The following is a 15,925-nucleotide window of genomic DNA, read 5'->3' on the forward strand; positions in this document are numbered from 1 at the left end:
ACAAAACACCGAACTATGACAGGAAGAACCTTACTGACTTGCATTTTCATGCTGTCCGCAGTTGCCGTATGCGGACAACGCTGGCAGATCGCCCCCGACGGGCGGGGCATCGTGTGGAAGGTCGGCAGCGACATCCCGCACGACGACCACATCGAGATGAGCGGCGAGCGAATGGCCTTCGTGCTCCGCTGGGGCGTTGACTCGCGCGGGGCGTTCCGCCAGGAGCGTTCGCTCGTCTTCCCCCTGCTGCGCACCCTGCCCAACAACACCCACGCCAGCCTGATGTACCGCATGGCCGCGGACATCCCTTCGCTGCTGGGCGTGGACGGCCTGGCCTTGCAGGACGAACGGGTCGGGCAGGTGGCCATCGACGGTGCGCTGGAGGTGCGGAGCCGCTGGGGCGTCGGTAAGATGAACGTCGGTTCGGCGCGGGACATGAAACCCGAGCCCGTCGTGGAGATGACGCGTACGATCTTCCCTTCGCGCACGCTGCCGCTCATGTGCGAGCGCTACACGCTGCGTAACGTCGGGGCGAAGCCGCTGACGGTTTCCGTACCCGAATTCTCGCAGGTCGTGACGACCGATCCGGCCAAGGGCCTCACGGGCAGCTATGTCGTGCGGGGCGACATCGCGGGCAGCGGCACCTTTACGCTTGCCGCGGGGGACTCGCTCGCGTTCGACGCCGTGTTCCAGGCCTACCCGGGCGGCGGAGAGCCCCTGCACCCCGACGTGGCGGCCGAGTTGGCCGCCCGGATGGCGTTCGTCAGGGAGTGCATCGACGCGAACCTCGTGCTCGAAACCCCCGACCCGGTGATCGACACCCAATTCCGCTATGCCAAGCTGCGGGCTGCCGAGAGCATCGTTGCGACCAAGGGCGGCTACATGCACGCCCCCGGCGGCGAATCCTACTATGCGGCCATCTGGGCCAACGACCAGGCCGAATACGTCAACCCCTTCTTCCCCTTCCTGGGCTACGGGGTGGGCAATGCCTCGGCGCTCAACTCGTTCCGCCATTTCGCCCGCTTCATGAACCCCGCATACGAACCGCTGCCCAGCTCGGTCATCGCCGAGGGCGACGACATCTGGAACGGCGCGGGCGACCGCGGCGACGCCGCGATGATCGCCTGCGGGGCGGCACGCTACGCCCTTGCGCGCGGTGACCGTGCCGAGGCCGCCGAGCTGTGGCCGCTCGTCGAGTGGTGCCTCGAATACTGCCGCCGCCAGCTTACGCCCGACGGCGTCGTGGCTTCCGACACCGACGAACTGGAGGGGCGTTTCCCCACCGGCGATGCCAACCTCTGCACCTCGACGCTCTATTACGATGCACTGCTGTCGGCCGTGTCGCTCGGCCGCGAGCTGGGTGTGGAATCCGCCCAGACCGCCCGCTATGCCGCACAGGCCAGGGCGCTCGCCCGAGCTATCGACGCGCACTTCGGCGGTGAGGTCGGCGGGTACGACACCTACCGCTACTATGCGGGCAATACGCTGCTGCGCTCGTGGATCTGCATGCCGCTGATCGTGGGGCTGAAGGAGCGCAGCGAAGGCACCGTCCGGGCGTTGCTCGGCCCCGAGCTGATGACCGACGACGGCCTGCTGACCCAGCAGGGCAGCTCGACGTTCTGGGATCGCTCGACGCTCTACGCCCTGCGCGGGATCTACAACGTGGGGCAGGCCGACCGCGCGACCGAACTGCTGCACCGCTATTCGCAGCGGCGCCTGCTGGGCGACCATGTGCCTTATCCCATCGAGGCGTGGCCCGAAGGCTCGCAGCGCCACCTTTCGGCCGAGAGTGGGCTCTACTGCCGCATCATCACCGAGGGTCTGTTCGGCATCCGCCCCACGGGGCTGCGGTCGTTCGACCTCACGCCTTCCATGCCCGCTGCCTGGAAGAGCATGTCCCTGCGCCATATCCGGGCGTTCGGCTCCGATTTCGACATCACGGTCGCGCGCGTGGCGGACGGCAGGCTCCGCATTACGGTGGCCCGGCCCGGCGCAAAACCGAAAATATACCGCGCGGCACCCGGCGCGACGATACGGGTGAAACTAACCGATTAACAATCCGATTTACCTATGAACCTTTTCCGCTGCTTCGCCATTTCGTTTGCATTGTCCTTCGCGGCCGCCTGCTCGTCCGGCCCCGGGACTGATTTCAAAGTCGCCTCGCCCGACGGGACGCTCTGCGTCGGGATCCGTGCGGCCGACTCGCTGACCTATACCGTGACCCGCCACGGTACGCCCGTGCTGCAGCCTTCGGCCATCGGGCTGCACTTCGCCGACGGTACGGTGCTGGGACGCGGTGCGAAGGTGACCGATGCGCGGCGCGAAACGGTGGAACGGGTCGTCGAGGCCCCCTTCTACCGGCAGGCACGCTTCACGGAGCATTACAACCAGCTGCGGCTTACCTTCGAAGGCGGTTATGCCGTGACTTTCCGGGTCTTCGACCAGGGTTGCGCCTACCGTATCGAAACGCATCTGCCGGGCGAACGAACCGTGGCCGGTGAAGTGGCCGAGTTCAATTTCGCGGGCGACCCCGGGGTGTTCGCCGCCTATTCCGACGGCCTGTGCAACGCCTACCAGAGCCAGTATGAGAAGTGCCGCCTGAGCGCGCTGGGGACGGAAAAACCCGTCCTGCTGCCGCTGGCCGCCGACTGCGGCGCCGCCGGCCGCGTGTTGGTCTGCGAAGCCGACCTGGAAGCCTATCCCGGCATGTTCCTGACGCCCTCGGCGGGCGGCCTGCGGGGGCTGTTTGCCGCCGTGCCCGACAGTTGCTACCTTCACGAGCGCCGCTGCCAGGAGAAGGTCGCCACGCGCCATGACTATATCGCCCGCGTCGAGGGCACGCGGACATATCCGTGGCGTATTCTCGCCGTGGCCGACGAAGACCGCGAACTCCCGACCAACGACCTGGTCTATGCCCTCGCCGCAGAGAACCGCATCGGCGACTGCTCGTGGGTGAAGCCCGGCAAGGTGGCCTGGGAGTGGTGGAACGACTGGGGGCTGACGGGCGTGGACTTCGAGCCGGGCATCAACACGCGAACCTATAAGGCCTATATCGACTTCGCGGCCGACTACGGGCTCGAATACGTCGTGCTGGACGAAGGGTGGTCGGATCCGAAGGCCGGCGACGTGATGTCCGTGGTCGAGCAGATCGACCTGCCCGAACTGGTGCGTTATGCCGACGCCAAAGGTGTCGGGCTGATGCTGTGGGTCGTGGGCAACGTGCTCGACGCCAAGCTCGAAGAGGCGTGTAGCTACTATGCCGGATTAGGTATCCGCGGCTTCAAGGTCGACTTTATCGACCGCGACGACCAGAAGGCCGTCGAGCTGGTCTACCGCCTTGCCCGGGTCGCCGCCGCGCACCGCCTGGTGCTCGATATCCACGGCGTCTACAAACCCACGGGTCAGAACCGCACCTATCCCAATATCGTCAATTTCGAAAGCGTCTTCGGGCTGGAGGAACTCAAGTGGAGCAATCCCGACATGCCGCTCTACGACGTGACCTTCCCCTTCATCCGCATGGTGCAGGGCCCGGTGGACTACACCCCCGGCGCCTACCGCAATGCCACGCGCGAAGGCTTCCGGATCGACTACCGCAACCCGATGAGCCAGGGCACGCGGGCGCACCAGGTGGCGGCTTACGTGGTTTTCGACGCACCGCTGGTGATGCTCTGTGACTCTCCGACGCGCTACATGGCCGACGAGGCCTGCACGCGCTTCATCGCTTCGCTGCCCGTCGTGTTCGATACGACGCGGGTGCTCGCGGGCGAGATCGGCGAATATATCGTCACGGCACGCAAACGGCAGGATTGCTGGTATGTGGGCGGGCTTACCGGCTGGACGCCGCGCACGCTCGATGTCGACCTGTCGCTGCTCGACCCCGGGCGGGAGTATACGGCCACGCTGCTCGCCGACGACGGCCGCTCGGCCGCGGAACCCACCCGATATACGATCTCCACGCAACGGGTGACCTCCGCGACACGGCTGCAAATACCCGTGGCGCCCGGCGGCGGCTTCGCGCTGAAGATCGAACCGGCTGATAACAAATAACCCTATCCGAAAAATACGACCCTTATGAACCGAACCCTGAGAAAATGCTGCGCCGCCCTGCTGGCCATCCTGGCCGTATATGCGGCACCTGCGGCGGAAAAAACCGTCTACCTGAAAGATTTCCTTGCGCCCGGCGCTGCCGGGACGGATGCCGTGCCCGCCGTGCGGGCCGCGCTGGAACACTGTGCCCAAATCGGCGCCTCGCGGCTCGTGCTGCCCGGCGGCCAGCTCCGCATGCGCCCCGACCGGGCGGTCGAAAAGTACCAGTTCATCAGCAACAACGACGAGAGCCTCAAGCGCATTGCGTTCGACCTGGTGGGTATGCGCGACTTCGAGATCGACGGCAACGGCACCGAACTGCTCTTCACGGGCTTCATCTCGCCGTTCAGCCTCGAAGACTGTGAGAACATTACGGTGCGTGACCTGACGATCGACTTCACCCGTACGTTCAATTCCGAGGGCACCGTTGTGGCGAAGGGCGACGGTTGGCTGGAAATCGAGTTCCCCGAAGATTACCTCTGCGACATCGTCAACGGCTGCCTGCGTTTCCGCGATGCCGAGGGTACGGTGTACCCCTTCTCCAACCTGCTGGAGTTCGACGCCGTGCGGCGCGAACCGGCGTTCCGTGCCACGGACTACTGGCTGTCGAACCGGACGATCCCGGCCGAAAAATGCGCCAACGGCAACATCCGCATCCTGCGCAAAGACCTGACCGCCACGGTCGGCAACGTGATGGTATTCGGCGCGGCTGCGCGTTACAACCCCGGTTTCACGCTCGCCGACTGCCGGGGCGTTGCCATCCGCGACGTCAACCTCTACCACTGCGGCGGCATGGGTGTGATCGCGCAGCGCAGCCGCGACATCGAGCTTCGCAAGCTGGTGATCGTCCCCTCGCCCGGCAAGGGACGCATGATCAGCATTACGGCCGATGCCACGCACTACGTCAACTGCGGCGGCTACATCCGCATGATCGACTGCACGTTCGAGAACCAGAAAGACGACGCGACGAATATCCACGGGCTGTACATGGCCGTCGAAAAGGTCGGGGACGCCGACAAACTGCTGCTCCGCTGGCGCAACTCGGGGCAGTACGGCGTGGATTTCATCGTGCCGGGGATGACCCTCGAACTGGTCGACAACAACAACGTGGAGACCTATGCCCGCCGGACGGTGAAGTCAGTCAGGCGACTCAACAAGGTTTACACCGAAGTCACCTTCACCGAGCCGCTCCCCGACGGGGTCGAGCCCATGCATGTCGTGGCGGCCGACGATGAATATCCCGAGGTGCTCATCAAGGGTTGCCGCATGCGCGGCAACCGGGCGCGCGGACTGCTGCTGGGCTCGCGCAACCGCATGGTCATCGAGGATAACTACTTCCACATCGCCGGGGCGGCCATCCTGATCGAAGGCGACGCCAACTACTGGTACGAGCAGTCGGGCGTGCGCGACGTGGTGATCCGCCGCAACCTCTTCGAGAACGGCAACTACGGCAGTCCCGGTTGGGGCTCGGCATGTATTGCCGTGGGCAGCGGCATCCCCGACCGCGAGACCAGCCGCTACCACCGCAACATCCGGGTCGAGGGTAACACCTTCCGCGTGTTCGACCCGCGTATCGTCAACCTCTACTGTGTCGACGGGTTCGTGTTCACGCGCGACAACGTCATCGAATACACCGACGATTATCCCTATGTACTCGACGAAAAGCGCAATTTCATCACGCGGAATTGCGACCGCGTGGTCGTCGATAAGAAACAGACCGATAAAAAATAAACGACTTTTTCCGATGAAACGGCTCTTTTCCGTCGTGCTGGCGCTATTGCTGGCCGTGCAGCTCCCGGCGCGGGTGAAACTCCCCGCCGTGCTGGGGAGCAATATGGTGTTGCAACGCAATACGGAAGTGAATTTCTGGGGCGAAGCATCGCCACGCAGCCGGGTGCGGGTCACTGCCTCGTGGGACGGCCGCACGCATGAAACCCGGGCCGATGCCTCGGGCCGCTGGGCGCTGAAGCTCCCCACGGGCGAAGCCGGAGGCCCCTATACCGTGACCCTCAGCGACGGCGAACCGCTCGTGCTCGACAATGTCCTCGTGGGCGAGGTGTGGGTCTGCTCGGGACAGTCCAACATGGAGATGCCCGTGAGCGGATTCATGTTCCAACCCGTCGAAGGGGCGGTCGATGCCATCGCCGATGCGGGCATGTACCCCGGCATTCGGATGTTCACCGTCCCCAGGGTCTCGTCCAAGACGCCCCTGGACGATTGCGATGCGGCCTGGCAGACCGCGACGCCCGCCTCCGTCGGCCAGTTCAGCGCCGTTGGCTATTTCTTCGGGCGTATGCTCTACAAGGCATTGGGCATTCCGGTCGGGCTCATCACTCCCAACTGGGGCGGTTCGACCATCGAGGCGTGGATGACCGTCGACGCCATCGACGCGACGCCGGGCATCGACCACGCCGTCGCCAAGTCGGGAACCTACGACAACAGTATCCCGCAGCGGCTCTACAACGGGATGATCCTGCCCGTCTGCCGCTATACGGCCAAAGGGTTCATCTGGTACCAGGGCGAGTCGAACCGCAGGAACTGGTACGATTACAAGGCGTTGCAGGTTTCGCTCGTCAAACTCTGGCGCAACGCGTGGGGCGACGCGAAGATGCCGTTCTACTATACGCAGCTGGCGCCTTACCGCTACGAGGGCGACACACTGCGTTCGCTGCCGCTGGTGATCGAGGCGCAGTACCGTGCGCTGGCCGAAATCCCGCACTCGGGGATCGCCGCCACGACCGACCTGGGCAACCCGACCTGCATCCATCCGGCGCGCAAGCGCGAAGTGGGGGAGCGGCTGGCGTTCCTCGCCCTGGCGAACGATTACGGGGTGACGGGGCTGCCCGCCCCGGCGCCGGTATACAAGTCGATGGAGCGCGACGGCAATAAACTGGTGCTGACTTTCGACAACCTGCCCGTCCGGGCCCAAAACGGCGTCGACAGTTTCGTGGCCTTCGGCCCTGATGGTTATCGCCGTCCGGGCGGTTTCGAGATTGCGGGCGAAGACCGGGTTTTCCACCCTGCCGTTGCGAATTTCAAATATTGGGACAACCGGATCGAAGTGAGCTCCGACCGGGTGCCCGACCCTGTGGCGGTGCGCTACGCCTTCCGCAATTACTGTCCCGAAGCCAATGTCGTGACGACGATGGGACAGCCCCTTGCGCCGTTCCGCACCGACGACTGGCCGCTGGACGATATCGGTGAGATCAGGTAAACATCCGGCGGCCATGAATCCCGAATTCCCCCCCCCTCTTCCCGGCTCATTTCCGGGTACTCCCTGTTATTCACGGGGATAGCGACCCGTATCCTGTGTCTGTATTGCGGATGGCATCGGCCGTCCGCCCGGGGGCGGCATGTCTTCGGGGCGGGGCGGCGGATTGCGGCGCGTAAGGGCGGTGCCCCGACGGTTGATGTTTCCTGTCGCGGAGCTGGATGCTGTATTTCGGATTGTCTGAATTGAGTATAATGGAGCCTAATATTTGTATATATTACGGAAAGAGAGTATTTTTCTCATCGGATGCTTCCGCCCCGGGAGAGGTTGCGTCGGGGTTTTCGGGAGGAAATTACAAGTATTATAACGTTCTCTAAAAGGTCGGCGCTATGGAATCGAGGGTGAAATGTGCGGTATGTGCGGTCGTGATGTGTCTGGTGTTGCGTGCAGGGAACGGTATGGAGCACAAATTCAGGTATTATACCGACAACAGCGGGTTGTCGTCGAATACCATCCAGTGCCTCTACCAGGATGACAAGGGGTATGTCTGGGTCGGCACGGCCGACGGCCTCGACCGGTTCAACTCCTACGATTTCACCAACTACCGCTCCGATTACCGCCGCCGCAATACGCTCGAAAACAACTGTATTTACAGTCTTTGCGGCGAAGGGTTCCCCAACGGCGACCGCATATGGGTCGGAACCAGCGACGGGGTCTATATTTTCGACTCGAAGGACGAGTCGTTCGTCCACCTGCCCATCCTGGGCAGCGATGGCCGGGAGCGCCGCAACCTGCTGGTCTATTCGCTTGCGGCGGACGTCGCGGGCAACATGTGGATCGGGACGCTCGGCGACGGCCTCTACCGTTACAGCCTCAAGAGCGGCACGTTCGAACACTATAACGCCGCGAAATACCCCGAAGCGTTCTCGTCCGACGTCATCGTGAAAATCGTGCTCGACCACGACAACAACATCTGGGTGGCTTCGGGCGGCGGTTCGCTGCTGAGCCGCTACAACCCCGAGAACAACCGTTTTTCGACCTTCCGGGTCGAGGACACGCTCACGCGCGAGCCGATCTCGCGTATCAGTACCATGTGCCAGGATTCCTTCGGCGACATCTGGATCGCGGGGTATGCCTGCGAGCTCTACAAGTTCGAACTTTCGCGGCTGACGTTCACCTGCAACCGCCCGGAGGACGGCGAGGCGTATGGCCGCGTGCGGAGCATGATCGAATACACCCCGGGGATAATCATGCTCGGGACGGATCACGGCCTGGTGAATTTCAATACCAAGAACCGCAGTTTCGAGCATGTCGACAACGGCACGACCAACCGGAACGGACGGCTCAACGACAAATTCATCCACTCCATCCTCAAGGATCGTGACGGCGGCGTGTGGATCGGAACCTATTTCGGCGGCATCAACTACCTCTCGCCGCTCAGTTCGCTTTTCACGCTCATCGAGGCCGGCGAGGGGTGCGGGCATATCATCAGCAAATTCTGCGAGGATCCCGAGGGGAATATCTGGATCGGCAGCGACGACGGGGGGCTGAGCCTTTACAACCCGCGTACGGGCAGCTATACGCCCGTGGCGGTCGACCCGCGCGACCGGGCGCTCAACATCCATGCGCTCACCATCGACGGCGGATGGCTGTGGGTCGGGACGTATGGCGACGGGCTTTACCGTATCGACCTGCGCACGCGGCAGATGAAGCACTTCACGCAGGCCGGCACGGGACTCGACAATCTCGACGTCTATTCGGTTTTCCGCGATTCGCGGGGGCAGTTGTGGATCGGCACCAAAATGGGCATCTGCCGTTACGACGACGTTTCGCAGACCATCACGTGCGCATTCGGCCTGGGACATAACAGCGACGTGGTGGACATCTGCGAGGATGCCCGCGGGCACCTGTGGTTCGCGTCGCTGGGCAAGGGGTTGATCCGCTACGGGTTCGACGACGGCCGGTTCGCCCTCTGTTCGCACGATTCCGGGGGCGGGCTTTCCGATTTCGTGAGCTGCCTGGCCGTCGAGGGGGACAACCTGTGGATCGGCACCCACGGCTGCGGGCTTTGCCGTTACGACATCGCGGCCGACACGCTCTCCAGGGAGTTCGACATGCTGCCCTACGGCAACTGCGCCGTGTTCCAGATCGTGCAGAACGGCGGCGAACTGTGGCTCACGACCAACCGCGGGCTGCTGAAATACAGCCCCGGGAACGGCCCGCAGTCGATCTACAAGTTCACCTCCGACGACGGACTGCTGGCCAATATCTTCAATGCCAATTCGGGCATCAAGTCCTCGACCGGGCATATCTACATCGGCTGCAACAACGGCATCAACAAGTTCTATCCCTATGATTTCACGCGCCGCGAGAATTCGGCCAAGCTCAGCGTCGTCTTCCCCGATTTCAAGCTTTTCAACCGCAGCGTGCCCGTGGACGGCCGGCTGCTGTCCAATACCATCGACTGCCAGCGCTCGGTGCGCCTGCGCGGACGGAAGATGTCGTTCAGCCTCGATTTCATTGCGCTCAACTTCTCCTCGCCGCTGAGGACCGTCTACCGTTACCGGCTGGAGAACTTCGACGACAAATGGATCACCACCGGCCTGGACGAAGGGGCCGGGGTGCAGCATGTCTCCTACACCAACCTGCCGCCGAATCGTTACCGCTTCGTCGTGAGCGCCTCGACCGGCGGCGAGCAGTTCGGCGAGGAGGCCGTGGTCGAGATCCTCGTGCTGCCGCCGTGGTGGATGGCTCGCGCCATGGTCGTGGCCTACGGCGTGCTGGCTCTGCTGGCCGTGGCGGGGGGGGGGGGGTGGGGGGGGGGTGGCGGGCGGCGGCCTGTGGCTGCGCCGCAGGATCGGCCGCGCGCACCGCGAGCAGATCGCCTCGATCACCCGCAAGAACAAGCTCGACCTGCTCGAGGCCAAGGTCAGCCTCTTCACGGAAGTGGCCAACGAAATACGTACGCCCGTCGCGCTGATTGCCGCGCCCGTCGAGGAGATCGCCAAGCGCGCCGGGGATTTGCCCGGGCTCCGCGACGACGTGGACATCATCCGCAAGAACTGCGAGCGGCTGCGGACGCTGGTCGACCAGATCCTGAACCTGAAAAGCGCGGAGGAGGGCGAGCATGCCGCCTCCTGCGTTCCGGAGCGCGTCGACGTACGGGAAGTATTGCGGACGGTGGTCGCGGCGGTGGGGGATGCCGTCCTGCGGCGGGGTATCGCGGTGCACCTCGGGCTGCCCGGCGAAGCCCTCACGGCCGAGATGTGCTGCGACCACTTCTCGAAGATCATGGGCCAGATACTCGGTAATGCCTACCAGTTCGCCGAAAGCCGCATCGACGTGACGCTCGAAGGCCCCGGCGGGGAGGTGCCCGGCGATGTGTTCCGGGTGCGTGTCCGCGACGACGGCGCGGGGATAGACCGGGCGGAGAAGGCACGCATATTCGAACCTTTCTATACGTCGGACAAGTGTGTCTCCGGCAGCGGGCTGGGGCTGGGGCTCGCCGTGGCGAAGAGCCTGGCGACCCGGATGGGCGCCGTGCTCGGGGTCGAAAGTGCCGTGGGACAGTGGACGGAGTTTACGGTGACGGTTCCGCTCGGTGCACCCCGTCCCGTCCCCGGGTCGGATGGCGATTCCGGAGTGCCTGCCGGGCAGCCGGCCGTGGCGGCCGTGCAGCCCGAGGTGCAGAAACGGCTGCCCGACATCCTGCTGGCCGAGGATAATGCCGACTTCGCGGACTTTTTCGTGCGGCATCTTTCCGGCAGCTATACGATTCATTGTGTGGCGGACGGGCGGGAGGCGCTCGACCTGCTCCGGAGCCGGGGCATCGCGGCCGTTGTGAGCGACGTGGCGATGAAAGGGATGGACGGCGTGGCGCTCTGCGCGGCGATCCGCAACGACCCGGCGCTGGATCACCTCCCCGTGGTGCTGGTTTCGGTGGACTCCTCTTCGGCGGCGAAGGTGCGTGCGCTGGAGGCGGGTGCCGACGCCTACCTCGAAAAGCCGCTGTCGGTGGATTACCTCGACCGCCAAATCCGGGCACTTATCGACATTCGGGGCCGGTTGCGCCTGAAATTCTCGAAGATGCCCTACCTGGTCATGGACGGGGATGCGGCGAGCCCTTCGGGCAACCGTTTCATGGCGCAGGTGAACCAGTATGTCATGGACAACATCTCCAATTCGAACCTTTCGGTCGAGGACATCGCCGCAGCCGTGAATGTCAGCCGTACGCTCTTTTTCTCGCGCATCAAGTCGCTGACGGGCACTACGCCCAACGAGTTCTTGCGTTCCACGCGCCTCAGGGTGGCCGCCGACTTGCTTTCCAAACCCAACGACTTGCGTGTTACGGAGATATGCTATATGGTGGGCTTCACGTCGACCTCCTATTTCGCCAAGTGTTTCCATGCGCAGTTCGGGATGCTGCCCACCGAATTCATGGAGAAATACCGCCGGGAATAGGCCGCCTCATCCCGTAGCCGATGCGCAGCAGTATGAGCAGGAGCAGCGTCACGGCCAGTTCGGCCGCCGGTACCGCGAGCCAGATCCCCGCGACGCCCGCCAGCCGCGGCAGCACGAGGAAGCAGAAAGCCATCAGCACGATGCCCCGAAGCACGGTGAGCCCCGTCGCAAGCCGTCCCCGTTCGATGCTCTGGTAGTAGCCGATCGTGACGACGTTGATTCCGAAAAAGGGATACCCGGCGGCGAAGAGCGGCAGGCCGCGCACGGCGATTGCATAGGCCGGGGCGTCGGGCGTCAGGAACAGCCCCACGATCCACGGGCTGAACAGCCATGTGAACCCGAATACCGCCAGCCCGCAGGCGAACGCCGAGCCGAGTGCCATCCTGAACGCATCCCTGCCGCGCCGCATCAACCCTGCGCCGTAGTTGTAGCTGATGATCGGCTGTGCCGACTGGATGATGCCGTTGTAGACCATGAAGATGATCGGGAAGATATAGCAGGCGATGCTGTACGCCGCCACGCCGTCCTTGCCGATGTAGCGGATGAACGTATAGTTGCCCACGATCATCAGGCACGAGATCGCCAGTTCGCTCAGCAGCGCCGGGAACCCGATGTAGGTCATGTAGCCCAGGTTGCGGGCCGTGAGGCGCAGGCTCTTGTAGCTGGTTTTGAGCTTCACGAAATGCAGCGTGCGGCTGCTGCGCAGCATGTACCGCAGCATCACGCCCGAGCCTACGATATAGCCGATGCCCGTTGCGATGGCCGCGCCTGCGAGCCCCCACCCGAATTCGAAGATGAAGAGGTAGTCGAGTACGATGTTTATGCAGGCCGCCATGATGTTGCACGCCATGGCGAACCGGGGCGCGCCGTCGAGCCGCACGATGAACATCAGGATGTTGAAGACGGCCAGCGGCGCGAGGAAGAGCGTGAACCACACGAGGTATTCGCGCGCGGGAACCATCAGCTCGGGCGGCGTGCCCAACAGCAGCAGCAACGGTTTGTGGCAATGGATCAGCAGGGCGCTGAGCAGCGCGATCAGCAGGGCCGGTATGACCAGCGACTGCGTGATGTTGATCTGGGCCACGCGGCGTTTGCCCTGTGCCAGGTTCACCGACGCCACCACCGAGCCGCCCATGCCGAACATCAGCCCGAGCCCCGTGCCGAGCGTGAAGAGCGGGGCGGTGAGGTTGACTGCCGCCAGTGCGTCGCTGCCGATGCCGCGGCCTACGAATATCCCGTCGGTGATGACGAACACCGCCGAGAAGACCATCCCCATGACCGTGGGGAAAAGAAAGCGGCGGAAGAGTTTGCCGACCGCCGTGCCTTTGTAATCGATACTGTCGCGTAACATAGTTGCACCTCTTTTTTTTGAGGTGGTGCAAAAGTAAGGCATTCTGCGCCGGGAAAAGTTATCTTATGGTAATTTCCGTGTCATTTGACCCCGGCGCGGATGCGGCTCAGGCTTTGGGGCGTGAGAAAGAGGTAGGCCGCGAGGTCTTTCAGGGCGATGCGCTGCATCAGCTGGGGATATTTGCGCAACATGAGGCCGTACTGTTCGCGTTTGTCGCGCCAGGCATAGTCGGCGAAATAGTCCTCGTGGCGGCGCAACTGCTCCTCGGCCATGCGCCGTCCCCAGTCGGCCAGCTCGACATTCCCGGCGAAGAGGGCGTCCATGCGGGCACGCGGGATGCGTACCAGGATCGTGGGCTCCATCGTTTCGATCGTCTGGCGCGACAGCCCGCCGGGCTGTGTGCCGAGTGTCGCCGTTGCAGGGTCGCCTTCGAACGAGAAGGAGACGATGACGCATTTGTCCTCGCGCATGACATACGTGCGCACCGAACCCTCGGCCACGAAGCAGACGTCCGGGTCTCGCTGCCCCTCCTCGATGATGACCTCCTTGCGGGCGTGTTGCGTCAGCGTGGCGGATTGCATGAGCAGGCCCGTGCCCTCGTCCGAGAGTGCGTAGCGTTCGGTCAATATCCGTGCGAAATCCATGCGGCAAAGGTACGCTTTTTTCGGCAATTGCGAAAATGCCGCCTGTTCAGTCGCTGGCGGAAGATTTTTTTGCCGGTTTGTCATGTCGGAATTACAGGGTTTGTGACAATTTATGACATTTTTTCATTTCCATGCGGCTGGCACAGGATTTGACCTTTTACGGGTGAAACCGCTCCGGAAGGGGCAGCGAAAGAAAACAAAGTTAAACCAAAATAAAACAAGGAGGACAAGATTATGACACCTGCAAGAACGAATCAGAACTGGCTGCCGAGCATTTTCAACGAATTTCTGGATAACAACTGGCTCGCCGAGCGCCGCAACGCCACGGCTCCTGCCGTCAACATCATCGAAGACGAAGACCAGTACAAAGTGGAGGTCGCCGCTCCGGGCATGACCCGTGAGGATTTCAAAGTCCACATCAACGAGGACAACGAGCTGATCATCTCCCTGGAGAAGAAATCCGAGGAGAAGGAGGAAGACAAGAAACGCAAGGGTACCTACCTGCGCCGCGAATTTTCCTATACGCAGTTCCAGCAGAGCCTGCTGTTGCCCGACAACATCGAGCGCGAGAAAATTTCGGCCAAGGTCGAAAACGGCGTGATGACCATTGACATCCCCAAGAAGAAGGTCGAGGAACTCGCCGCCGCCACGCGCCAGATCGAAGTGAAATAGAGGCATGCGTAGCCCAGGTGAAATACTCCTGGGAGCAGAAACCCCGGATACGAATTCGTATCCGGGGTGTTTTTTCTGTCAGCCCGTATCTGTGGACAGACAGGGATCAGGCTGTTTTCAGAATGCCAGTATGCACCGGATCAAGTTGCTGTCATTGCCCTTATTGCTGCTGGCCACAATGCCGGACTTGAAATTTATGATTTTTGCCGTACGTCCGTCTTCTTCCGAAGCCGTCCAGTAGGTAATGTTGCTTAATTGGCTTGCAGACCCGATTGTCGCCAATCTTTCGTTGATCGCGAGGCTGTTGGCTGTGTCGGGTTCGTCCTCGTACCCGAGATCGTCGATATTCCCGTCGAAGACTCCCGTGCAAAGTAATGAGAGTTCTTTTACCGAGGGGGCGTACCAGTCGCTTGAATTTTCGGGCGCTTTGGTCTTGTCGCGATATTCCTGGACATAGGTTACGATTTCGACCTCCCACCATTCGTTGGCTTCGTCCGCATTGAATGCCTCGATGGCCTTGGTATTGTTATATCCCAGCATTTTATTGAGGTTGTCGTCCATTTTATAACCGGCGAGCAGGGAGGTATAGCCTGTGAGGTTGTTTCCGAGCCATGCGCTGACCGTCGCATCGTAATCGGAGTAATATGCCTGCCACGGACTGTCGGTTTCGTGCAGGGCTACAACCAATCCATGAGTACATCCGGGATGTTCCTGTCTCAGGATCGCATCGTCTTTCGTGGGATCGCCGACCCAGAATATAATTCCGATCGGGTCTTTCCCCGTTTCCAGGGCGGAGGAATAAGAGCCGTCGGAGTAGTAGTAATCGCCGATAGCAGGTGTGGAGGGACGGGCGGTTACCGTTATTTCGCACGTTGCCGTTTTTTCACCCGCTTTTGCTGTAATGACGGTTTTCCCCGCAGCAACGGCTGAAACCGTACCGTCGTTTACTGTGGCGACATCTGTTTTAGAGGAAGTCCAGGTGATGATTTTATCGTCCGTGTTGTCCGGAAGCACGGTCGCTTTCAGGGTTACGGCTTCTCCGACCTGCATTTCATGGGTTTCCTTGTCCAACGTAACCGACTCTACGGGAATTCCCGTTACTGTTATCAGGCAGGTCGCCGATTTTTGACCGGCTTCGGCTGTGACGGTGGCTTTGCCGATGGCGATGGCTGTTACCTTACCCGTATTGTCTACCGAAACGCAGGTAATGTCCGACGAACTCCATGTTACTGTTTTATCCTCGGCATTTTCCGGTTTTACCGTTGCGGTAAGCGTTTCGGACTCGCCTTTATGCAGGCTGAGAGAGGACGTGTTCAAGGTTACGCCCGTAACGGCTACCGGATTTTTGGGATCATCGTTGTCCGAACAACCGACCAAAGTAATGGCTGACGTGATGGCCAGCATGAATAGTGTGGTTAATTTCATAATAGGATTGAATTTAAAAGTGACGATAGCAAAAATACGAAAAAAAGCTTAGCGGCACATGTAATGCGTCTATTT

The 15,925-nt window shown here is 61.9% G+C and carries 9 protein-coding genes and 2 pseudogenes; 8 read left to right on the forward strand and 3 right to left on the reverse strand.

What is annotated here, in order from left to right:
- Positions 1-15 precede the first annotated feature (15 nt).
- The 7 genes and pseudogenes from QVP03_RS07085 (at position 16) to QVP03_RS07115 (ending at position 11,758) form a co-directional block, all read left to right on the forward strand.
- Positions 16-2,055 (forward strand): hypothetical protein, encoded by a 2,040-nt coding sequence (locus QVP03_RS07085; RefSeq protein WP_022332821.1) that lies wholly within the window; start codon positions 16-18, stop codon positions 2,053-2,055.
- A 15-nt stretch (positions 2,056-2,070) separates the two neighbouring features.
- Positions 2,071-4,047, forward strand: coding sequence for a glycoside hydrolase family 97 protein (locus tag QVP03_RS07090; protein ID WP_022332822.1), 1,977 nt, complete (start codon positions 2,071-2,073; stop codon positions 4,045-4,047).
- 24 nt (positions 4,048-4,071) lie between these two features.
- On the forward strand, positions 4,072-5,817 hold the full coding sequence (locus QVP03_RS07095) for a right-handed parallel beta-helix repeat-containing protein (protein WP_022332823.1): 1,746 nt from the start codon (positions 4,072-4,074) through the stop codon (positions 5,815-5,817).
- 13 nt (positions 5,818-5,830) lie between these two features.
- Positions 5,831-7,300 carry a sialic acid-specific 9-O-acetylesterase gene (locus QVP03_RS07100; protein ID WP_022332824.1) on the forward strand — a complete coding sequence of 490 codons (1,470 nt, stop codon included), beginning with the start codon at positions 5,831-5,833 and terminating at the stop codon, positions 7,298-7,300.
- A gap of 455 nt (positions 7,301-7,755) precedes the next feature.
- Positions 7,756-9,930 (forward strand): annotated as a pseudogene (locus QVP03_RS07105) (two-component regulator propeller domain-containing protein); the annotation flags it as partial.
- Positions 9,931-10,243: 313 nt separating this feature from the next.
- Positions 10,244-10,360: pseudogene (locus QVP03_RS07110) on the forward strand (hypothetical protein); the annotation flags it as partial.
- Between the two features lie 117 nt (positions 10,361-10,477).
- The gene (locus tag QVP03_RS07115; RefSeq protein ID WP_288210694.1) at positions 10,478-11,758 is read left to right on the forward strand and encodes a hybrid sensor histidine kinase/response regulator transcription factor; all 1,281 of its coding nucleotides are present in this window, start codon (positions 10,478-10,480) and stop codon (positions 11,756-11,758) included.
- On the opposite strand, the gene QVP03_RS07120 is transcribed toward QVP03_RS07115, so the two are convergent.
- Both QVP03_RS07120 and QVP03_RS07125 read right to left on the reverse strand, forming a co-directional pair.
- Positions 11,733-13,109 (reverse strand): MATE family efflux transporter, encoded by a 1,377-nt coding sequence (locus QVP03_RS07120; protein ID WP_022332827.1) that lies wholly within the window; start codon positions 13,107-13,109, stop codon positions 11,733-11,735. The two genes, QVP03_RS07115 and QVP03_RS07120, sit on opposite strands and share 26 nt — an antisense overlap.
- An 80-nt stretch (positions 13,110-13,189) precedes the next feature.
- Entirely contained in the window at positions 13,190-13,753 is a 564-nt protein-coding gene (locus QVP03_RS07125; RefSeq protein ID WP_022332828.1) for a Crp/Fnr family transcriptional regulator, read from the reverse strand.
- Positions 13,754-13,987: 234 nt separating this feature from the next.
- Between QVP03_RS07125 and QVP03_RS07130 the strand changes: the two genes are divergently transcribed.
- Complete coding sequence (locus tag QVP03_RS07130; protein ID WP_022332829.1) at positions 13,988-14,425, forward strand: Hsp20/alpha crystallin family protein; 438 nt, start codon at positions 13,988-13,990, stop codon at positions 14,423-14,425.
- Between the two features lie 117 nt (positions 14,426-14,542).
- On the opposite strand, the gene QVP03_RS07135 is transcribed toward QVP03_RS07130, so the two are convergent.
- Positions 14,543-15,850 (reverse strand): Ig-like domain-containing protein, encoded by a 1,308-nt coding sequence (locus tag QVP03_RS07135; RefSeq protein ID WP_022332830.1) that lies wholly within the window; start codon positions 15,848-15,850, stop codon positions 14,543-14,545.
- Between the last annotated feature and the right edge of the window lie 75 nt (positions 15,851-15,925).

The sequence above is a fragment of the Alistipes sp. CAG:29 genome, from assembly GCF_000435435.1.
Taxonomy (GTDB): Bacteria; Bacteroidota; Bacteroidia; order Bacteroidales; family Rikenellaceae; genus Alistipes; species Alistipes onderdonkii.